The 19,789-nt window shown below is 71.9% G+C and carries 15 protein-coding genes; 6 read left to right on the top strand and 9 right to left on the bottom strand.

Going from position 1 to position 19,789, the window contains the following annotated elements:
- Nucleotides 1-14: 14 nt before the first annotated feature.
- The 3 genes from Scani_RS27880 to panB all read right to left on the bottom strand — a co-directional run bounded on the left by Scani_RS27880 (nt 15) and on the right by panB (nt 3,468).
- Nucleotides 15-845, bottom strand: a complete 831-nt coding sequence (locus tag Scani_RS27880) for an ABC transporter permease (RefSeq protein WP_159480563.1) — start codon at nt 843-845, stop codon at nt 15-17.
- A complete protein-coding gene (locus Scani_RS27875) occupies nt 842-1,867 on the bottom strand; it encodes an ATP-binding cassette domain-containing protein (protein WP_159480562.1) in 1,026 nt (341 codons plus the stop codon). Before Scani_RS27875 ends, Scani_RS27880 begins: the two co-directional genes overlap by 4 nt.
- Nucleotides 1,868-2,607: 740 nt before the next feature.
- The gene (gene panB, locus Scani_RS27870) at nt 2,608-3,468 is read right to left on the bottom strand and encodes a 3-methyl-2-oxobutanoate hydroxymethyltransferase (RefSeq protein ID WP_159480561.1); all 861 of its coding nucleotides are present in this window, start codon (nt 3,466-3,468) and stop codon (nt 2,608-2,610) included.
- A 194-nt stretch (nt 3,469-3,662) separates the two neighbouring features.
- Here panB and Scani_RS27865 point away from each other — a divergent pair, with 194 nt between their 5' ends.
- The 4 genes from Scani_RS27865 to Scani_RS27850 all read left to right on the top strand — a co-directional run bounded on the left by Scani_RS27865 (nt 3,663) and on the right by Scani_RS27850 (nt 8,596).
- A complete protein-coding gene (locus Scani_RS27865; RefSeq protein WP_159480560.1) occupies nt 3,663-5,282 on the top strand; it encodes an MFS transporter in 1,620 nt (539 codons plus the stop codon).
- Nucleotides 5,279-6,007 (top strand): TetR/AcrR family transcriptional regulator, encoded by a 729-nt coding sequence (locus tag Scani_RS27860; protein ID WP_159480559.1) that lies wholly within the window; start codon nt 5,279-5,281, stop codon nt 6,005-6,007. Before Scani_RS27865 ends, Scani_RS27860 begins: the two co-directional genes overlap by 4 nt.
- Nucleotides 6,008-6,187: 180 nt before the next feature.
- Nucleotides 6,188-7,192: an endonuclease/exonuclease/phosphatase family protein gene (locus Scani_RS27855; RefSeq protein WP_371872439.1), complete on the top strand. Its 1,005-nt coding sequence runs from the start codon at nt 6,188-6,190 to the stop codon at nt 7,190-7,192.
- A gap of 168 nt (nt 7,193-7,360) precedes the next feature.
- Nucleotides 7,361-8,596 (top strand): MFS transporter, encoded by a 1,236-nt coding sequence (locus tag Scani_RS27850; RefSeq protein ID WP_159480557.1) that lies wholly within the window; start codon nt 7,361-7,363, stop codon nt 8,594-8,596.
- A 20-nt stretch (nt 8,597-8,616) separates the two neighbouring features.
- Here the strand turns inward: Scani_RS27850 and Scani_RS27845 are convergent, their stop codons facing one another.
- The 6 genes from Scani_RS27845 to Scani_RS27820 form a co-directional block, all read right to left on the bottom strand.
- Complete coding sequence (locus Scani_RS27845) at nt 8,617-10,371, bottom strand: NAD+ synthase (protein ID WP_167538147.1); 1,755 nt, start codon at nt 10,369-10,371, stop codon at nt 8,617-8,619.
- Between the two features lie 190 nt (nt 10,372-10,561).
- Nucleotides 10,562-12,193: a multicopper oxidase family protein gene (locus tag Scani_RS27840; protein WP_159480555.1), complete on the bottom strand. Its 1,632-nt coding sequence runs from the start codon at nt 12,191-12,193 to the stop codon at nt 10,562-10,564.
- 94 nt (nt 12,194-12,287) lie between these two features.
- Complete coding sequence (locus tag Scani_RS27835) at nt 12,288-12,545, bottom strand: hypothetical protein (protein ID WP_159480554.1); 258 nt, start codon at nt 12,543-12,545, stop codon at nt 12,288-12,290.
- Nucleotides 12,546-12,925: 380 nt separating this feature from the next.
- Complete coding sequence (locus Scani_RS27830) at nt 12,926-13,570, bottom strand: hypothetical protein (RefSeq protein WP_159480553.1); 645 nt, start codon at nt 13,568-13,570, stop codon at nt 12,926-12,928.
- 26 nt (nt 13,571-13,596) lie between these two features.
- Nucleotides 13,597-14,544 carry a WXG100 family type VII secretion target gene (locus Scani_RS27825; protein WP_159480552.1) on the bottom strand — a complete coding sequence of 316 codons (948 nt, stop codon included), beginning with the start codon at nt 14,542-14,544 and terminating at the stop codon, nt 13,597-13,599.
- Nucleotides 14,541-14,861, bottom strand: coding sequence for a hypothetical protein (locus Scani_RS27820; protein WP_159480551.1), 321 nt, complete (start codon nt 14,859-14,861; stop codon nt 14,541-14,543). The genes Scani_RS27825 and Scani_RS27820 overlap by 4 nt, the downstream gene beginning before the upstream one ends.
- Nucleotides 14,862-15,174: 313 nt before the next feature.
- Here Scani_RS27820 and glnA2 point away from each other — a divergent pair, with 313 nt between their 5' ends.
- Nucleotides 15,175-16,536 (top strand): gamma-glutamylpolyamine synthetase GlnA2, encoded by a 1,362-nt coding sequence (gene glnA2 / locus Scani_RS27815; RefSeq protein ID WP_159480550.1) that lies wholly within the window; start codon nt 15,175-15,177, stop codon nt 16,534-16,536.
- Nucleotides 16,537-16,564: 28 nt separating this feature from the next.
- The gene (locus Scani_RS27810) at nt 16,565-19,588 is read left to right on the top strand and encodes a bifunctional [glutamine synthetase] adenylyltransferase/[glutamine synthetase]-adenylyl-L-tyrosine phosphorylase (protein ID WP_159480549.1); all 3,024 of its coding nucleotides are present in this window, start codon (nt 16,565-16,567) and stop codon (nt 19,586-19,588) included.
- The last annotated feature ends 201 nt before the right edge of the window (nt 19,589-19,789 follow it).

Below are 19,789 nucleotides of genomic sequence, written 5' to 3'. Positions count from 1 at the left end.
CTGCGGGACGCGCGTCAGGTCTTCTTGCGGAACTTCGCCACCGCGAGCGGCATGGTGATGGCCGTGATGGCGACCGCCCAGGCGAGGGTGATCAGCGTCGGATGGGCCACCGCGCCCTGGCCGTTGATCAGCGCGCGGGCCGCGTCCGCCAGGTTGGAGAGCGGGTTGACCTCGGTGAACCCCTTCAGCCAGCCCGGCATCTTCGTCGTCGGCGTGAAGATCGACGAGCCGAACTGCAGCGGCATCAGCACCAGCATCGCCACACCCTGGACCGCCTGCGGGGTCTTCATGGCGAGCCCCAGCAGGATGAAGATCCACATCAGGGCCGCCCCGAAGGCCGTGGACAGCACGATCGAGGCGAGGAAGGCGAGCATGCTGCCCTTGATCTCCAGGCCCAGCAGGAAGCCCATGCCGAGCAGGATCGCGGTGGCGATCAGCATCCGGCCGATCTCGACGACGATCTTGGCTATCAGGACCGAGGACCGGGCTATCGGCATGGTCCGGAAGCGGTCCATGACGCCCTTGCGGAAGTCCTCGTTGACGCCCGTGCCCACCGCCATGGCGATGTTCATGCCCATCATCGCCATCATGCCGGGCACCAGATGCTGCACGTAGGCGTGCTGATTGCCCTTGCCGGCGATGGCGCCGCCGAACACATAGGTGAACAGCAGGATGAAGATGATCGGCATCAGCAGGGCGTCGAACATCGACTCCGGGTCCTGCTTGATCTGCAGGACGTTGCGCCGCACCAGCGCGCCGATGTGCCGCAGATTGGCGCGGACGCCGATCCGGCCCTCGTCCGCGCCGGCCTTCAGCCGTGGCGCCGTCATCGTCGCCGCGCTCATGCCGAAACCTCCGCGTACTGCTGGTCCATGGTCTCCTCGGACGCGGCCTCGGAGGTCTTCTGGCCGGTGATGGCCAGGAACACCTCGTCCAGGCTGGGCAGATGGGTGCTGATCCCGGCGAGCGCGATGCCCTGCCGGCCGAGCACGTTCACCACCGCGGTCAACTGCTCGTCACTGATGATCGGTACATTGACCACACCCTCGTCGTGGTCAGCCGTGGCGCCCGCGATGCCGTCCAGACCGGCCTGCGCGACGGCCCCCGCCACCCGGTCCAGCTCGCCGGGGTCCGACGGCCGGATCTGCAGCGTCCGCCCGCCGACCTTGGCCTTGAGCTCGTCGACCTTCCCCTCGGCGATCACCCGGCCGCGGTCGATGACCGTCAGCTCGTTCGCCAACTGCTCGGCCTCTTCCATGTACTGCGTGGTCAGCAGCACGGTCGCGCCCTCGCGCACCATCTGCTGGACCTCCTGCCACACCTCGTTACGGGTACGGGGGTCCAGTCCGGTCGTCGGCTCGTCCAGGTAGAGCACGGCCGGCCGGCCGATCATCGAGGCGGCGAGGTCGAGCCGGCGGCGCATACCGCCGGAGTACTTGGCGGCGGGCCGCTTGGCGGCCTCGGTCAGCGAGAACCGTTCCAGCATCTCGTCCGCGCGCCGGCGGGAGTCCTTACGGGACAGATCGAGCAGCCGCCCGATCATGTAGAGGTTCTCCCAGCCGGAGAGCTTTTCGTCGACCGAGGCGTACTGCCCGGTCAGGCCGATGGTGCGGCGCAGCGCGCGGGGCTGGCGCACCACGTCGAAGCCGGCCACGACGGCACGGCCGGCGTCCGGCACGAGGAGGGTGGACAAGCACCGCACGAGCGTCGTCTTGCCGGCGCCGTTGGGGCCGAGCACACCGAGCACGGTGCCTTCCTTCACGTCCAGGTCCACCCCGTCGACGGCCTTGACCGCCCCGAAGTGCTTGACCAGACCGCGCACCTCCACGGCGTTCCCGCCCTTGGTGGTTATCGTCTGTCGCGTCATGCGGTTAGCGTGTCAGCCGCCACCGACAAGGCACCGACAGGTCGCCGACAGCTGCGCTTTGCTTTCTTCCCACGTTTTTGTCTTTGGCGCCGTGGTGGTTGCTCGCCGTGTGTCGCCCGCTGACGCGGTGCGCGGCCGCTGCGCTTTGTCTCGGCTCGTTTTTGGCTTTCCCGCCGTGGTGGTTGCTCGCCGTTTGTCGCCCGCTAACGCGGTGCGCCCGTCGTTGCGCCTGCGGCGGGCGGGGCCGCTGCGCGGGGCTGTCGGGGTGCGGTGACGGGTCTGCGCGGGTGGGGGTGTCCGGACTGCTTCGCTTTACGTCCGGACACCCCCACCCGCTCCGACCCGTCCCCTCCCGTGGGTGGGAGGGAAAAACGGTGGTGGGAGTGCACGTAGGTGGTCCGGTGCGGCTCGTGGGCTGCAGAGAAGCGGTGATGGGTGGCCCGCCCCCACTCACCCGTCACTCACTCCACCCACGGGAGGGGACGGGCCGGAGGGGCAGGGGTGTGGGACGTAAAGCGAAGCAGTCCCACACCCCTGCCCCGGAGGTCCGTCACCGCACCCACAGCCCCGCGCAGCGGACCCCGCCCGCCGCCAGGCGCAATGACGGGACAGCCCAAAACGAGGCGAGGCAAAGCGCAACGGACCGGCCCGCCGCCAGGCGAAACGGCGAGCGCACCGCGTTAGCGGGCGACAAACGGCGAGCAACCCCCCACGGCGGAAAAGACAAAAACGTGGGCCGCTTAGTGGAACGTGTGCGGCTCCGCCGGGAACTCGCCGGTGACGACCTCCTCGGCGAACGCCTTGGCCGCGTTGCCGAGCAGCTCCCGCATCTGGAGGTACTGCTTGACGAACTTCGGTACCCGGCCGGCGGTCATGCCGGCCATGTCGGTCCACACCAGTACCTGGGCGTCGCAGTCCAGGCCCGCGCCGATGCCGACGGTCGGGATGGCGAGCGAACGGGTGACCTCGGCGGCCAGCTCGGCGGGTACGGCCTCCAGGACGACCGCGAAGGCGCCGGCGTCCTGCACGGCCTTCGCGTCCCGCAGCAGTTGCTGGGCGGCCTCCTCGCCGCGGCCCTGGACGGGGTAGCCGCCGTAGGCGTTGACCGACTGGGGGGTCAGCCCGACGTGTGCCATCACCGGGATGCCGGACGAGACCAGCAGCTCCACCTGGTCCGCGGAGCGCTCGCCGCCCTCCAGCTTGACGGCGCCCACCCCGGCTTCCTTCACCAGGCGGGTGGCGCTGCGCAGCGCCTGCACCGGGCCCTCCTGGTACGAGCCGAAGGGCAGATCTCCGACGACGAGCGCGCGCTTGGTGCCCCGGACGACCGCCGCGGACAGCAGGGTGATCTCGTCCATGGTGACCGGCACGGTGGATTCGTAACCGAGGTGGCAGTTGCCCATCGAGTCACCGACGAGCAGGACGGGGATGCCGGCCTCGTCGAAGACGGAGGCGGTCATCGCGTCGTAGGCGGTCAGCATCGGCCACTTCTCGTCGCGCGCCTTGGCGGCGGCGATGTCGCGGACGGTGATCCGGCGCGAGCCCGACCCTCCGTACAGCGACTTGTCGACCGGCTTCTGGGCAGGCGAAAGCTGCGTCATGGTGACGGCTCCTGTTCGTCATCTCGAGGCACCCTGACGGCGTCCCCGGACTCCCCACCATGCTGGCACGGCCCGCGCACAAAGGAAACGGGGAGCGGGTGTGACCGGTCTTGCTTCGCCCGGAAGACGGGTCCCGCCCGCGTGGCTCTCCCATACGGAACGGTCCCGTATCGGAAGATGCCTAGGGTCCGGCCATGGCCACCTCCTCCAGCACCCCGGGCGCACCGTCGGCCCCACAGATCCCGGAACGCATCCACCGCCGCCGCTGGGCGGTCCTGTACACCCTCATGCTCAGCCTGCTGATCGTGGTGCTGGACAACTCGATCCTCAACGTCGCCATGAAGACGATCGCGACCCCGGCCCCCGTCGGCCTGGGCGCCACCCAGAGCGAGCTGGAGTGGGCGATCAACTCCTACACGCTGGTCTTCGCCGGTCTGCTGTTCACCGCGGGCCTGCTCGGCGACCGTCTCGGCCGCAAGAAGGTGCTGCTGGTCGGCCTGGCGGTATTCGGCGCCGGATCGGTGTGCGCCGGCATTTCCCAGTCGCCCGCCGAACTGATCACCTTCCGCGCCGTGATGGGCGTGGGCGGCGCCCTGGTCATGCCGGCCACCCTCGCCATCCTGATGAACGTCTTCGAGCACGACGAGCAGCCCCGGGCGATCGGCATCTGGGCGGGCGGGGTGGGGCTGGCCATCGCGGTCGGCCCGATCGCCGGCGGCTTTCTGCTCGCCCACTTCTGGTGGGGCTCGGTCTTCATGATCAACGCGCCGGTCGTGGTGGTCTCGCTGATCGCGATGCTGGTCCTGGTGCCCGACTCCCGGGACCCCGACCCGGGCCGGCTGGACCCGCTCGGGGTGCTGCTGTCCGTCGTCGGGCTGGTCCTGCTGGTCTACGGCATCATCAAGGGCGGTCAGCTCGCCGACTTCACCGGCCCGCAGGTGGTCGGCCCGATCACCGGCGGCCTGTCGGTGCTGCTGGTCTTCGTGGTGCACCAGAAGCACAGCGACCATCCGTCCATCGACATCAGCTACTTCCGCAACCCCGCCTTCTCGGCCGCCATCGCCGCCATCGCGCTGGTCTTCTTCGCGCTGATGGGGGTCGCGTTCTTCACCGTCTTCTACATCCAGAGCGTGCGCGGCTACACCCCGCTGCAGGCCGGGATGCTGTTCCTGCCGCTGGCCGCCGCCCAGACGATCTTCGCGCCACGGGCCCGGCTCGCCGTGCAGCGCTACGGCGCCCGTGCGGTGTGCACCTTCAGCATGTTCGTGGTGGCCGTCACCATGTCGGGCATGCTGCTGCTGGACGCCCGTACCCCGATCTGGGTCCTGGAGGCGCTGTTCTTCCTGCAGGGCGCCGGGATGGCGCACATCATGCCGCCGGCCACGGTCGCCGTCATGCAGGCGCTGCCCCGGGAGAAGGCCGGTTCCGGTTCGGCGCTCAACAACGTCTTCCGGCAGGTCGGCGGCACCCTCGGCGTCGCCGTCCTCGGCTCCCTGCTGTCGACGAGCTACCGCGACGGCATCCAGGACGAGCTCGACGCCCTGCCGGGCGTACCGGCTGCCGCCCGGCACGCGGCCGGTGAATCCATCGAGGCGACCCACGGCCTCGCCGAGGCGATGGGCCCGGCGGGCCGGCCGCTGATCACCGCCGCCGACGACGCCTTCCTCCACGCCATGCACATCACCGCGCTCGGCTCGGCCGCCGTCGCCCTGCTCGGGCTCGTGGTGGCCGCGGCCTTCCTGCCGGGGAAGGTGCCCCCGGCGCCGCGGGCGGCACAGCCGCAGGAGGAGCGGAAGGCGGGCGCGGAGCGATGAGAGGGGCGGCGGAGTGCGGGGCGGTGGGGGAGCGGCCGGGTCCGGCGGCCCCCGGGCGCCGCGGCCGGCCGCGCAGCGCCGCGGCCGACTCCGCCATCATCGAGGCCGTACTGCGCCTGATCGAGGACGGTGCCTCCATAGGCGAGCTGTCCATGGAGCGCATCGCCCGCGAGGCAGGCGTCGGCAAGGCCACGGTCTACCGCCGCTGGCCGGGCAGGAGCGCCCTGCTGCTCGACGTCATGCGGTCCCTGGACGTCCCGGGCCCGTCGCTGGACGGCACCTCGGTACGCGACGACCTGGTCGCCCTGCTGGAGTTCCTGCGCCGCCGCGGACTCGCACGGCGCGGCTCCGCGCTGCTGCGCATGCTCATCGGCCATGTCCGGGCCCAGCCCGAACTGTGGGCGGAGTACCACGACACGGTCGTACGGGCCCGCCACGAGGCGCTGCTCGGGGTGCTCCGGCGCGGGGTGGCGAACGGTGAGATCCGCACCGACCGGGACCTGGAGGCCATCGCCGATCTCTTCGTCGGCCCGCTGCTGGCCCGCGCCCTCCTCCAGGAACGGAAGGAACCGCCCGAGTGCCTCTCGGCGGACCTCGTCGACCTGGTCCTGGAGGGCGTACGGCCGGCGACGGACGCGGCCGCGGGCCGAACTCCGCCGCCCGCGGGCGGCCTTGGGAGCAGGCCGCCCGCGCCGGAACCGCGGGCGGACGCACCCTCCGTATGACCGGATCATGCCCGTTCTGTCACAGCCGCGGTGACGAGCCCCGGCACCGGAACCCCGACCCGCCACCGCGCCGTCCTCACTTCTAAGAAAGCGCATTACGGACCATCGCCTAGGGTCGGAGACCACAGGTGAGGCGCAGCGGAGCAAGGCAGTGAGGACAGCTACATGGCGCAGGCATATATGACGGAGCCGGGACAGGGGCACAACCCCGGGCAGGCCGGTTCCCGGGCCGACCGCCTGCGGAACTGGTGGCGTCCCGAGGGCATGTGGCGGCGCGGCATCGTGCTCGCGGTACTCGCGGTCCTGCTCGGCCTGTTGATGATGCTGCATGCACAGATCCCCAACACCGTGGGAAATCTGGGCAGTCTGCTGGAGACCTTCCTGCCGTGGCTGGGCCTGTGCATCCCGCTGCTGCTCGTCGTCGCGGTGCTGCGCCGCTCGGCGACCGCGCTCCTGGCGCTGGTGCTGCCCGTCTTCGCCTGGGTCAACCTCTTCGGCGGGCAGATCACCGACAAGGCGGGCAACGGCGGCAATCTGACGGTCGCCACCCACAACGTCAACGCCGAGAACCCGGACCCGGCGGCGACCGCCAGGGACATCGTGGCCTCCGGCGCCGATGTGGTGGCCCTGGAGGAGCTGACCGGCGAGGCGCTGCCCGCCTACCGTCAGGGGCTGGCGAAGGCGTACCCGTACCACTCGGTCGAGGGCACCGTCGGGCTGTGGAGCAAGCGCCCGCTGTCCGACGCGAAGCCGGTGGACATCAAGATGGGCTGGACGCGCGCGCTGCGGGCCACCGTCACCGCCGAGGACGGCCAGAAGTTCGCGGTCTACGTCGCGCATCTGCCGTCGGTGCGGGTCAAGGTCGAGGCGGGCTTCACCGCCAACCAGCGGGACGGCAGCGCCGCGGCGCTCGGCGAGGCGATCGCCGCCGACCCGGAGAAGAAGGTCATGCTGCTCGGCGACCTCAACGGCACCATGAACGACCGCTCGCTGGCCCCGGTCACCTCGCAGATGCGCTCCGCCCAGGGCGCGGCGGGCGACGGCTTCGGCTTCAGCTGGCCGGCGGCGTTCCCGATGGCCCGGATCGACCAGATCATGATGAAGGGGATGGACCCGGTCAAGGCCTGGGTGATGTCCTCGACCGGCAGCGACCACCTTCCGGTCGCGGCGTCGGTGAAGATCTGACGGACGGCGGGGCGCGCGGCCGACGGAGAGCGGAAACGGGTTCGTCACGCCCCGTTCTCCGGGCGGAATACTGAGCCTGAGAGACTTTGTTCCGTAAGAGAACTTAACGAAACTTACGGTCCGCGCGCTGCGTGCGCGCTCGCACGCAAAATCCCTGGAAGGTCTTTCATGCCCTTGGCTCTGCTCGCGCTCGCGATCTCGGCCTTCGGTATCGGCACCACGGAATTCGTGATGATGGGCCTGCTGCCCGACGTCGCGGACGATCTGGGCACCTCCGTGCCCACCGCCGGCTACCTCGTCTCCGCCTACGCCCTCGGCGTCGTCATCGGCGCCCCGCTCCTGACCGCCCTCGGCTCCCGCATCCCGCGCAAGCGGATGCTGGTCTGCCTGATGGCGGTCTTCACGGTCGGCAACCTGGCCTCCGCCCTGGCCCCCACCTTCGGCCTGCTGATCGCCGGCCGGCTGCTGGCCGGGCTCCCGCACGGCGCGTTCTTCGGCGTCGGCGCGGTGGTCGCCGCCCGGCTGGTGCGCGAGGGGCGCCAGGCCCGCGCGGTCGCCACGATGTTCCTCGGCCTGACCGTCGCGAACATCATCGGCGTCCCGGCCGCGACCCTCCTGGGCCAGCAGTTCGGCTGGCGCGCCACCTTCCTCATCGTGGCCGCCATCGGGCTGGTCGCCATGGCCGCCCTGGCCCGGCTGGTCCCCCCGCTGCCGGCCGAGGAGCGCACCGGCCTGGGCAGCGAGCTGCGGGCGCTCGGCAACCGCCAGGTGCTGCTCGGCCTGCTCACCACCGTCTTCGGCTTCGCCGGGATCTTCGCCGTCTACAGCTACCTCGCGTCGATGATGACCGAGGTCACCGGCTTCGCGGCGGGCTCGGTGCCGCTGGTGCTCGCCCTCTTCGGCATCGGGATGACCCTCGGCGCACTCGCCGCGGGCCCGCTCACCGACCGGGCCCTGCGCCCGACCCTGTACGGCTCGCTGGCGGCCCTGGCCCTCGTGCTGGCCGCCTTCCACTTCACCGCCCAGGTCAAGTGGGCGGCGCTGGTGACGGTCGTCCTCATCGGAGCCGTCGGCTTCCTGACCACCACGCCGCTGCAGATGCTGGTCATGAACAAGGCCCAGCAGGCGCCGACCCTGGCCGCCGCTTCCAATCAGTCCGCCTTCAACCTCGCCAACGCCGGCGGCGCCTGGGTCGGCGGCCTGGCCCTGGCGGCCGGGTGGGGCTGGACCTCCCCGACCCTGGTCGGCGCGGTACTGGCCGCCCTGGGCCTGGCCGTCGCCGTGACGGCAGGTCTCCTGGACCGCGGCACCGGCGACGCCTCCCGGATCGTGGCCCGCAGCGGCGAGAAGGAGACGGAGCCGGCCGCGGGCGCGGGGGTGCCGGCCGGGGAGCGCACCGCCTGACGGGCCGGGGAGGGGCCCCGTCAGGCCCCTTCCCGCCAGTGGTTGGTGATGGGCAGCCGGCGGTCCTTGCCGAAGCCCTTGGCGGAGATCTTGGGGCCGGGCGGGTACTGGCGGCGCTTGTATTCTGCGTGGTCGACCATGCGCAGGACGCGCGTCACCAGGGCCTCGTCGAAGCCTTGGGCGGTGATGTCCTCCCGCCCCCGGTCGTGGTCGACGTAGAGCGCCAGGATGCGGTCCAGGACGTCGTAGTCGGGCAGCGAGTCGGTGTCGACCTGGCCGGGGCGGAGCTCGGCGCTCGGGGGCTTGGTGAGGGTGTTCTCCGGGATCGGCGGGGTCTGTCCGCGGTCCGCGGCGGCCTGGTTGCGCCAGTGGGCCAGCTGGTAGACGACCGACTTGTACACGTCCTTGATCGGCCCGTAGCCGCCCACCGAGTCGCCGTAGAGGGTCGAATAGCCGCAGGCCAGCTCGGACTTGTTGCCGGGGGCCAGGACCAGGTGGCCCTCCTGGTTGGAGAGGGCCATCAGGGTGGTGCCGCGCAGCCGCGACTGCAGGTTCTCCTCGGCCAGGCCGGTCAGCGGCAGCGCCGTCATATAGGCGTCGAACATCGGGCCGATCGGCACCGTACGGAACGCCAGGCCCGTACGGCGGGCGAGTTCGGCGGCGTCGGTGAGGGAGTGCTCCGACGAGTAGCGGGAGGGCATCGCCACGGCGTGCACATGCTCCGCCCCCAGGGCGTCGCAGGCGAGGGTGGCGACCAGCGCCGAATCGATGCCGCCGGAGAGGCCGAGCACCACGCTGCGGAAGCCGTTCTTGGCGACATAGGCCCGCAGGCCGACGACGAGCGCGGTGTAGATCTCCTCCAGGTCCGTGAGGCGCTCGGCCTCACCGCCGAGGGTCTCGGGCGGGTAGGGCGGCAGCGGATCGGGCGTCAGGGTGCGGTGGTCCACGCGCAGCCCGTCGTTCAGCACGCCCGCGGGGGGCACCGGCGCCGCGGCGGGCAGGTCGAGATCGACCAGCACACAGCCCTCCGCGAACTGCGGGGCCCGCGCGATCACCGTGCCGTCCCTGTCGACGACGATCGAGTCGCCGTCGAAGACCAGCTCGTCCTGCCCGCCGATCATCGCCAGATAGGCGGTGGTGCAGCCGGCCTCCCGGGCCCGCCTGCGGACCAGCTCCAGCCGGGTGTCGTCCTTGTCCCGCTCGTAGGGCGAGGCGTTGACCGAGAGCAGCAGCCCGGCGCCCGCGCTGCACGCGGCCGGCACCCGGCCGCCGTCCTGCCACAGGTCCTCGCAGATGGCGAGCGCGACATCCACCCCGTGCACCCGTACGACGGGCAGGGTGTCGCCGGGGACGAAGTAGCGGTACTCGTCGAAGACGCCGTAGTTGGGCAGGTGGTGCTTGGCGAAGCTCAGCGCGACCTCGCCCCCGTACAGCACGGCGGCGGCGTTCTGCGGGGCGCCCGCGGGACGGCCGTAGCGCGGCTTGGCCTGTGCGCCGCGGTCGAGGTAGCCGACGATCACCGGGAGGTCGCCCAGGCCCTGCGACGCCAGCCGGCCGGCCAGCGTCCGCAGCGCCTCGCGGCTCGCCTCGACGAACGAGGGGCGCAGCGCGAGGTCCTCGACCGGGTATCCGGTCAGCGCCATCTCGGGGAACGCGACGAGGTGTGCGCCCTGGTCGGCGGCGTGCCGCGTCCAGCGCAGGATCGTCTCGGCGTTCCGGTCGAGAGCGCCGACGCAGGAATCGATCTGATTGAGGGCGAGACGGAGTTGAGGCACTCCGCCAGTGTAATCGTCTTTCTGACGCAATGGGGGGTCGAAGGCGTGTCGGCCGTGCTTCGGGCGGGTGACGCGCGACCGGGGCGGCGGCCCGCTGACCCGTTCGCGGCACGCGCCGGGAACGCCCGCCGCGCGCCCCGGGCCACCCGTCACACGCGCCCCCGGAACACCTGCCACCCGCCCCCGGCCGCTACTTCTTCCGGTAGCCGATGATCGTCATCATCCCCGACTCCGAGTGGTAGATGTTGTGGCAGTGGACCATCCACAGACCGGGGTTGTCGGCGTGGAAGTCGACGTCGACCCGGCGGCCGGGCAGCAGGATCGTGGTGTCCTTGCGGGGGCCGCCGTCCGGCAGGTCGAAGGTGTGGCCGTGCAGGTGCATCGGGTGCCACATCCGGGTGTGGTTGCGGAAGATGATCCGGACCCGCTCGCCGGCCTCGACCGGATACCGCTGGGACGGCGTGTACGGGCTCCCGTTGATCGCCCAGTCGTACTTCTCCATCGTGCCGGTGAGGGTCATCTCGATGGTGCGGTCGGGGCGGCGTGCCACGGACCGTACGGACTCGGCCGCGCGGAGCCGGTCCGCGGTCAGGATCCTGCCGTACAGGTTCCTGGGCCGGACGGACGGGCCGGGCGCCTCGCCGCTGCCGGTGCGCAGCAGGCCCAGCGCGGAGCGCCCCTTGCCCTCGGCGAGCACGGTGAGCGGGAAGACGCCGTCCCCGGCCGTGACCAGGACGTCGTAGCGCTCGGCCATCCCGATGAGCAGGGCATCGGTCTCGGCGTGCTCGACGGGGAAGCCGTCGGTGTGCGTCACGGTCATCGGGTGGTCGCCGAGGGCGACGCGGTAGGCGGTCTCGCTGCCCGCGTTGATGAAGCGGATCCGGATGCGGTCGCCGGGCCTGGCGCGGAAGGTCCGCGGGTCACGGGAGATGCGGCCGTTGACCAGGTGGTACGGGTGGTCCACGTCCCCCGCGTCGTGGCCGAGCATCTTGCTCCGGGCGCCCTTCAGGAGCCGCGACGGGCCGTCGGCCGGGGCTGCCCTGCCCTGTCTGGCGTGGGCGCCCCCGCCGCCCTTCGCGTCGTCGTGGGCCATCTCGGTCTCGCCATGGGCCATGGGCCCGCGGTCCACGCCGCCGTGCAGCTCCTTGAGCACCGATTCGGGGGTGCTGCCGTCGACCCCGTCGACCCAGTCGTCCAGCAGGACGATCCACTCCTTGTCGTAGGAGAGCGGCTCCCTGGGGTCGTCGACGATCAGTGGCGCGTACAGCCCGCGGTCCAGCTGGAGGCCGGAGTGCGGATGCACCCAGTGCGTGCCGGGGGTGGTGACCGCGAAGAGGTAGTCGAACGAGGCGCCCGGCCTGACGGACCGCTGGGTCACGCCGGGCACGCCGTCCATGTCGTTGCGCACCGTCAGGCCGTGCCAGTGCAGCGTCGTGGGACGCGGCAGGCGGTTCTTGAGGGTCAGCGCGATCCGGTCTCCCGCGGTGACGCGCATCTCCCGGCCGGGCAGCTCGTCGCCGAACGCCCAGGTGTGGACGGTACGGCCGCCCAGGTCGAGCCGGGTCTCGGTGGCGGTCAGCGAGAAGCGGCGTACGGGACCGGAGCCCCGCCTGCGCTCGGCCTCGGCGACCTCCGGGCCGTCGGGCGAGACATAGCCGGACGGTGTGCGGCCGTCCGGGCCGGTGGAGGGGGCGGTGCCGTACATGCCGTTCATGCCGTCCATGCCGGAGCCGGTCTTGCCGGTGGCGCAGGCGGACAGCAGACCGCTGCCGGCGACGGCGATACCCGCACCGAACAGGGTGCGGCGGGAGTGGGTACGCATGGGGAGAAACACCTCGAGACGAAGTCGGTGGTGATCTGGGCGGGGTGAGGGCACTGCCGCGGACTCCGGTGGGCGTCGGCGGCGGGGCACGCACCTACGCGCGCGGCACCGACAGTCGGGCGAGGAGTGGGGGGCGCGGCGCCCCGGATATCGGCCACGGGCCGCGCGGCGGACCGGTGCGCGGGGCCGTGGGCCGGGCGGTCGCGCGGCGTCCGGCCGGCGCGCCGCCGAGGAGGGCCGGGAGGGCGAGCGCCCACGCCGAGAGGGCGGCAACGCCGGCGCCGCCGACGGTCATCGCGGTGAACAGCAGCAGCCTGCCGCACCATGCGGCGGCCTTGCCCTGTTCGTGCATCGCGGACCTCTCGACGGACGGCGAACCGGCGGACGCGGGGGAGGCCCGCCCTCCCGCACCCTACCCCCTAGGGGTATGGCTCCCGTGGTGGCCCGCCGAACGGAGTGCCGTTGCGCCCGTTCGCCGCCGGAACGAGGCCTCCCGCGTCCGCCGCCCGGCGGCTCCGTGCGCCGGTCCCACCGCTCAGCTTTCCCCGCCCGCCCGCTCTTGGCACACCACGCCACCCGCGTGCCCGGGGACGTCCCCCGCCGGCACTCCGATGAGCGACGGGGTGCCGCGGCCGGTGGCACGGCGGGGCCGGACCCGACGTGGGCGGGGACGGGGACGGGGAAGGACGGGACGGGGCGCCGCCGCGCCGTGGGCCAGGTGGGCTAGAAGGGCTAGACGGGCGAGAGGAGCCCGCTGAGCTGCGGTACCTGCTCCCGCTCGGTGGCCTCCAGCGCCAGCCAGGACCCGTCGGGGAAGGCGATGTCCACCCGGTGGGTGTGGCGTGCGGGATGCGGCTCGGGCCGCAGGGCGAACCGTCCGCGGGGCAGCTCGCCGAGCACCTGCGCCGCCTCCCGCTCCGGCAGCGCGGGATGGCTCAGCAGCAGCAGCCGCCGGTCGGTGAAGGCCAGCGCGAGCCGGTGGTTGTCGTGCCGGCGCTCGTCGTCGGTGCCCGTCCGAGTGGTGACCACGAACCATCCGGCGGCGCTGTCCCAGCCGCCCTCCCACACCCGGCCCCGGAACAGCCGGCGGATCCCGTGCCAGGTGTGGTGGGCGCCCCGCTCCAGCAGGCCGGCCGGCAGGGCGCACACCCACATCACGAAGGACACCGGCAGGAGGATCCGCCACCAGCCCTTGAACCGCTCCCGCTCCAGCGCCTCCGGTTTCGCCCGGCGGCAGCGCCGGGGGATGCGGTCGGGCACCAGGGGGTCGAGCCGCACCGGCAGGGCGCCGTACAGCGTCTCCCCGGGCCGCAGCAGGGCCGAACTGTGCGCGAGGAGCCAGGCGTCCCGCTCCGGGACGACGGGGGTGGGGTGCATGTCCGTCTCTCTGTCCGTTCCGGCGCTCAGCCGAAGGTGTCCTCGATACTGCCCTTGGGCACGCGGTACGGCTCCGGCTCCTTCGGGCCCTCGTCCGCCAGTGCCTCCTTGCCGAAGTGCTCGGCCGCTTCCGTGGCCGGCCCCTTGAAGTCGCCGGTGAGGCCGGTGGCGGCGCCGATCAGCGGCTTCGAGCCATGGCCCGCGATCTGCCCGGTCACGAGGTGGTGCGCCCACCAGTCCCGGGTGCGGTAGGAGCCCTCGCCGAACGCGCCGCCCGCCTTGCGCAGCGCCCCGGCCGCGGTCTTGGCCTCCTTGAACGCCGCCCAGGACTTCTTCCCCGCCTTGAACTTCCGGACGGCCTCCATGAGTTTGCGGAGCGTCTGTGCCAGTTCGGCGGAGACCTTCTCCACCCGGCCGAGGAAGACCGCCACCTCCGCCTCCGCCACCAGGCCGTCCACCACCGTGGCCAGGCCGAGCGTCAGGATGTCGGTGACCACCATCGCCGCCAGCGTCATCGCCGCCCACTCGATGGCCTCACGGATGATCTCGACGATGGCGTCCTCGGCGAACTTCGACTCCGCGGCGGCCTGGCTGAGGATGTGCGCCGTCTCGCCCATCTCCGTGGCCGTACCGTCGACCGCCTCGACGATCTCGCCCATGGCGTGCCCGAAGCCCTCCGAGGCGTCGCCCGCCCAGGCCTCGGGCAGCGGCCGGGCGGCCTGCCGCAGCCCGTCCGCCACCTTGTGCAGCGCCGCGGCCTGCGCCCGCCACTCGTGGGCGGCCGCGGTGAGCTGCGTCGGCATCCCGGTGACCTCTTCGAGCTTGTCCATCAGCCCGACCTTGTCCAGGAACCACCGGATGGCGTCGTCGAGCCCGGCGTCGATGCCGTGCTCCTCGCTGTTGTGGATCTCCGGTACGTCCGGAAGCTTCGCGATCTCCCTGTCGACCCAGGCATAGGCGTCCGTGACGGTCATACGGAGACGCTCCCGCCGCCGAAGCCGTCCCGGGTGGCGTACTCGCCCGCGACGTAGTGGCCGGCCACCGCCCGCAGTTTCTCCGCCGCTCCTTGCAGCAGCTCCGCGATGTCGTGGATGTCCTGCTGCGCCGCGTGCGCATGCTCCTTGTAGGACGCGTGCAGCTCGTCCGACTCCGGCAGCTTGCCGAAGGCCCCCTTGGGGATCTCCACGTGCTCCAGTGCCCGTGCGAGCCGCGGCACCTCTTCGCGCTGCCGTTCCGTGCCGGACGCGCAGTGGAATATCGCGTCCGGGTCGGTCTGGAATCCCTGTGCCATTGCCCCACTCCCGATCCGGGCCGTACCTGGTCCGCGATCAGCGTAGGAAGGGCAGGGAACGGGTCCTTCAATGCCGGGTCAATGGCCGCTCAGGCTCGCTTCAAGACTCCGCCAAGCCCCCCGTTTGCCCCCGCCCGCTGCGCTGAGCCCGCTCGCCGTGGGAAGGATGCGGGGTGAGGGTTACGGGACGGCGGTTCTGATTCAGGCAAGGGTGCGTAATGTGACGGTAACCCCTGCGCGTGATACTGGTGTGCCACGCTACGTGATCCGGCGCGCGTGGACAGGCCGATTGACCTGCAAGGATTGGTGACCCATGGACAAGCAGCAGGAGTTTGTGCTCCGAACGCTCGAGGAGCGCGACATCCGCTTCGTACGGCTGTGGTTCACCGATGTGCTCGGGTTCCTGAAGTCCGTGGCGGTGGCCCCCGCGGAGCTGGAGCAGGCCTTCGACGAGGGCATCGGCTTCGACGGCTCGGCCATCGAGGGGTTCGCCCGGGTGTACGAGTCCGACATGATCGCCAAGCCGGACCCCGGCACCTTCCAGATCCTGCCCTGGCGCGCCGAGGCCCCCGGCACCGCCCGGATGTTCTGCGACATCCTGATGCCGGACGGCTCCCCCTCCTACGCCGACCCGCGCTATGTCCTCAAGCGCATCCTGGCCAAGACCTCCGACCTCGGGTTCACCTTCTACACCCACCCCGAGATCGAGTTCTTCCTGCTCAAGGACAAGCCGGTGGACGGCACCCGGCCGAATCCGGCCGACTCCTCCGGCTACTTCGACCACACCCCGCAGAACGTCGGCATGGACTTCCGCCGGCAGGCGATCACGATGCTGGAGTCGATGGGCATCTCGGTGGAGTTCAGCCACCACGAGGGCGCCCCCGGCCAGCAGGAGATCGACCTGCGCTACGCCGACGCCCTCTCGACCGCCGACAACATCATGACGTTCCGGCTGGTCATGAAGCAGGTCGCGCTGGAGCAGGGCGTCCAGGCGACGTTCATGCCCAAGCCGTTCTCGGACTTCCCCGGCTCCGGCATGCACACCCACCTCTCGCTCTTCGAGGGCGACCGCAACGCCTTCCACGAGTCCGGCTCCGAGTACCAACTCTCCAAGGTCGGACGCTCGTTCATCGCCGGACTGCTCAAGCACGCCGGCGAGATCTCCGCCGTCACCAACCAGTGGGTCAACTCCTACAAGCGCATCTGGGGCGGCGCCAACCGCACCGCCGGCGCCGGCGGCGAGGCCCCCTCGTACATCTGCTGGGGCCACAACAACCGCTCCGCGCTGATCCGCGTCCCGATGTACAAGCCCGGCAAGATGGGCTCGACCCGGGTCGAGGTCCGCTCCATCGACTCCGGCGCCAACCCGTACCTGACCTACGCCGTACTGCTCGCGGCCGGTCTCAAGGGCATCGAGGAGGGCTACGAGCTGCCGGCCGGCGCCGATGACGACGTCTGGGCGCTGTCCGACTCGGAGCGCCGGGCGATGGGCATCGAGCCGCTGCCGCAGAACCTCGGCGAGGCCATCGAGCTGATGGAGCGCAGCGAACTCGTCGCCGAGACCCTCGGCGAGCACGTCTTCGACTTCTTCCTGCGCAACAAGAAGCAGGAGTGGGAGGAGTACAGGTCGGAGGTCACCGCCTTCGAGCTGCGCAAGATGCTGCCCGTGCTCTGAGCCACCGCGCCACCGAGAGGCTGCACCCATGGCACTTCCCGCTCCGCAGGGACGGCGGAGCAGCATGTTCACCCGGCTGCTGAGACACGGTTTCACCGACCCCTCGGCGGCCGGGGAGCTGCTCGACGCCCCCGAACTCGCCTCCGTACGCGACGACACGGTGCTGCTCGAAGCGCTGGGCGCCACCGCGGACCCGGACCTGGCCCTGCACAGCCTGGTCCGGCTGGTGGAGGCGCAGGAACCGGACGAGCAGCAGGCGCTGCTGAGCACGATCGTCGCGGCGAAACCGCTGCGCGACCGGCTGCTGGGAGTGCTGGGCGCCTCCGAGGCGCTCGCCGACCACCTGGTCCGGCACCCGCGCGACTGGCAGTCGCTGGTCACCTACGAGTCCGTCGATCTGCACCCCACCACCCCCGAATTCGAGCTGGCGCTCGCCGAGGGGATCTGGGCCGGAGCGAACGCCGAACGGCCGCGCGCCGACGCGCTGCGCACCGCCTACCGCCGCTCCCTGCTGGGCATCGCCGCCCGCGATGTGTGCGGCACGACCGATGTGGCCGAGGCCGCCGCCGAGCTCGCCGACCTGGCCACCGCCACGGTCCGGGCCGCCCTGGAGATCTCCTACGAAGAGGCGCCCGGGGACGCCGCGGTGTGCCGGCTGGCCGTCATCGGCATGGGCAAATGCGGGGGCCGCGAGCTGAACTACGTCTCCGACGTCGACGTCATCTTCGTCGCCGAGGCCAAGGAGGGCGTGGACGAGGCCAAGGCGCTGCAGGCCGCGACCCGGCTCGCCGCCCGCATGATGCGCCTGTGCTCGGACAACACCATCGAGGGCACCATCTGGCCGGTGGACGCCAACCTGCGCCCCGAGGGACGCAACGGCCCCCTGGTGCGCACCCTCAGCAGCCACCTCGCCTACTACCAGCGCTGGGCCAAGACCTGGGAGTTCCAGGCCCTGCTCAAGGCCCGCCCGATGGCCGGCGATCTGCAGCTGGGGCAGGCGTACGTGGACGCGCTGGCGCCCATGGTGTGGGAGGTCGCCGAGCGGGAGAACTTCGTCGCCGATGTGCGCCAGATGCGCCGCCGGGTCGTCGAGAACATCCCCGCGGCCCAGGTCGAGCGGGAACTCAAGCTCGGCCCCGGCGGACTGCGCGACGTCGAATTCGCCGTCCAGCTCCTGCAGTTGGTGCACGGCCGCAGCGATGCCACGCTGCGCAGCGCCACCACCCTCGACGCCCTCGCCGCGCTGGCGGCCGGCGGCTACGTCGGACGCCAGGACGCCGCGGCCCTGGACGCCGCCTACCGCTTCCTGCGCACACTGGAGCACCGCATCCAGCTCTTCCGGATGCGCCGCACCCATCTGATGCCCGAGGGCGAAGGCGACCTGCGCCGCCTGGCACGCTCGCTGGGCCTGCGGACCGAGCCGGTCGACACCCTCCGCAAGGAGTGGCGCTGGCACGCCCGGGAGGTGCGCCGGCTGCACGAGAAGCTCTTCTACCGTCCGCTGCTCGACGCCGTCGCCCACCTGGAGCCCGGCGAGACCCGCCTCTCCGCCAGGGCCGCCGGCCACCGCCTCGAAGCACTCGGCTACGCCGACCCGGTCGCCGCGCTGCGGCACCTGGAGGCCCTCGCCTCCGGTGTGACCCGCAAGGCCGCCATCCAGCGGACCCTGCTGCCGGTGCTGCTCGCCTGGTTCGCCGACTCCGCCGACCCGGACGCCGGCCTGCTCAACTTCCGCAAGGTCTCCGACGCGCTCGGCAAGACGCCCTGGTACCTGCGGCTGCTGCGCGACGAGGGCGCCGCCGCCGAGAACCTCGCCCGGGTGCTGTCCGCCGGCCGGCTCGCCCCCGACCTGCTGCTGCGCGCCCCCGAGGCGGTCGCGCTGCTCGGCGCCCCCGACGGACTGCAGCCGCGGACCCGGGCCGCGCTGGAGCAGGAGGTGCTGGCCGCGGTCGGCCGCGCGGACGGCGCCGAGGCGGCGGTCGCGGCGGCCCGCGGGGTGCGCCGCAGGGAACTGTTCCGCACCGCGGCGGCCGATGTGATCGGCGCGTACGGCACGGAGTTCAGCCCGGCGGACACCGACCACGGCCGCTCCGTCGACGCCGTCGGCTCCGCGGTCTCCGACCTCAACGCCGCCACCCTCGCCGGGGCCCTGCGCGCCGCCGTCCGCCAGCAGTGGGGCGACACCCTGCCCACCCGCTTCACGGTGATCGGCATGGGCCGGTTCGGCGGCCGGGAGCTGAGCTACGGCTCGGACGCCGATGTCCTCTTCGTCCACGAGCCGCGCGAGGGCGCCGACGAGCAGGAGGCCGCCAAGGCCGCCCAAGGCGTCGCCAACGAGATGCGCCGGCTGCTCGAACTCCCCTCCTCCGACCCGCCGTTGCCCATCGACGCGGATCTGCGTCCGGAGGGCAGGTCCGGCCCGCTGGTGCGCACGCTCGCCTCGTACGCCGCCTACTACCGCCGCTGGTCGCTGGTCTGGGAGTCGCAGGCCCTGCTGCGCGCCGAACCGGTCGCGGGCGACGCCGAGCTGGGACAGCGGTTCATCGACCTGATCGACCCGCTGCGGTATCCGGCCGAGGGCCTGGGCAACGACGCGGTCCGCGAGATCCGCAAGCTCAAGGCCCGTATGGAGGCCGAGCGGCTGCCCCGCGGCGCCGACCCGACCACCCACGCCAAGCTGGGCCGCGGTGGCCTGAGCGATGTCGAGTGGACCGTGCAACTGCTGCAGATGCAGCACGGCTGGGAGGTCCCCGGCCTGCGCACCACCCGCACCCGCGAGGCGTTGGCCGCCGCCCACGCCGCCGACCTGATCGACACCGAGGACGCCCAGACCCTGGACGAGGCCTGGGTACTGGCGGCCCGCGTACGCAACGCCGTCATGGTGGTCCGCGGCCGCCCCGGCGACACGTTCCCCGTCGACGGCCGCGAGCTGGCGGCCGTAGGCCGCTACCTCGGCTACGAGGAGGGCCACATCGGCGAAATGCTCGACGACTACCGCCGGGTCACGCGGCGGGCGCGGGGCGTCGTCGAGCAACGTTTTTACGGGGCGTAGGTTTCCCACGTTTTTGGCTTTGCCGCCGTGTGTGTTGCTCGCCGTGTGTCGCCCGCTGACGCGGTGCGCTCGTCGTTGCCGGTCCGCTGCGCTTTGCCTGTCCCGCCGTGGTGGTTTGTCGCCGTTGCGCCTGCGGCGGGCGGGGTCCGCTGCGCGGGGCTGTCGGGTGCGGTGACGGGCCTGCGCGGGTGGGGGTGTCCG

This window comes from Streptomyces caniferus, assembly GCF_009811555.1.
In the GTDB taxonomy this organism is placed as follows: Bacteria; Actinomycetota; Actinomycetes; order Streptomycetales; family Streptomycetaceae; genus Streptomyces; species Streptomyces caniferus.
Note: the sequence above shows the minus strand (reverse complement) of the source record. Positions and strands in the feature narration are given on the sequence as shown.

Excerpts from the sequence above, each read along its gene's own strand:
- Scani_RS27880 (WP_159480563.1), bottom strand. The coding sequence starts at position 845 with ATGAGCGCGGCGACGATGACGGCGCCACGGCTGAAGGCCGGCGCGGAC.
- Scani_RS27875 (WP_159480562.1), bottom strand. The coding sequence starts at position 1,867 with ATGACGCGACAGACGATAACCACCAAGGGCGGGAACGCCGTGGAGGTG.
- panB (WP_159480561.1), bottom strand. The coding sequence starts at position 3,468 with ATGACGCAGCTTTCGCCTGCCCAGAAGCCGGTCGACAAGTCGCTGTAC.
- Scani_RS27865 (WP_159480560.1), top strand. The coding sequence starts at position 3,663 with ATGGCCACCTCCTCCAGCACCCCGGGCGCACCGTCGGCCCCACAGATC.
- Scani_RS27860 (WP_159480559.1), top strand. The coding sequence starts at position 5,279 with ATGAGAGGGGCGGCGGAGTGCGGGGCGGTGGGGGAGCGGCCGGGTCCG.
- Scani_RS27855 (WP_371872439.1), top strand. The coding sequence starts at position 6,188 with ATGACGGAGCCGGGACAGGGGCACAACCCCGGGCAGGCCGGTTCCCGG.
- Scani_RS27850 (WP_159480557.1), top strand. The coding sequence starts at position 7,361 with ATGCCCTTGGCTCTGCTCGCGCTCGCGATCTCGGCCTTCGGTATCGGC.
- Scani_RS27840 (WP_159480555.1), bottom strand. The coding sequence starts at position 12,193 with ATGCGTACCCACTCCCGCCGCACCCTGTTCGGTGCGGGTATCGCCGTC.
- Scani_RS27835 (WP_159480554.1), bottom strand. The coding sequence starts at position 12,545 with ATGCACGAACAGGGCAAGGCCGCCGCATGGTGCGGCAGGCTGCTGCTG.
- Scani_RS27830 (WP_159480553.1), bottom strand. The coding sequence starts at position 13,570 with ATGCACCCCACCCCCGTCGTCCCGGAGCGGGACGCCTGGCTCCTCGCG.
- Scani_RS27825 (WP_159480552.1), bottom strand. The coding sequence starts at position 14,544 with ATGACCGTCACGGACGCCTATGCCTGGGTCGACAGGGAGATCGCGAAG.
- Scani_RS27820 (WP_159480551.1), bottom strand. The coding sequence starts at position 14,861 with ATGGCACAGGGATTCCAGACCGACCCGGACGCGATATTCCACTGCGCG.
- glnA2 (WP_159480550.1), top strand. The coding sequence starts at position 15,175 with ATGGACAAGCAGCAGGAGTTTGTGCTCCGAACGCTCGAGGAGCGCGAC.
- Scani_RS27810 (WP_159480549.1), top strand. The coding sequence starts at position 16,565 with ATGGCACTTCCCGCTCCGCAGGGACGGCGGAGCAGCATGTTCACCCGG.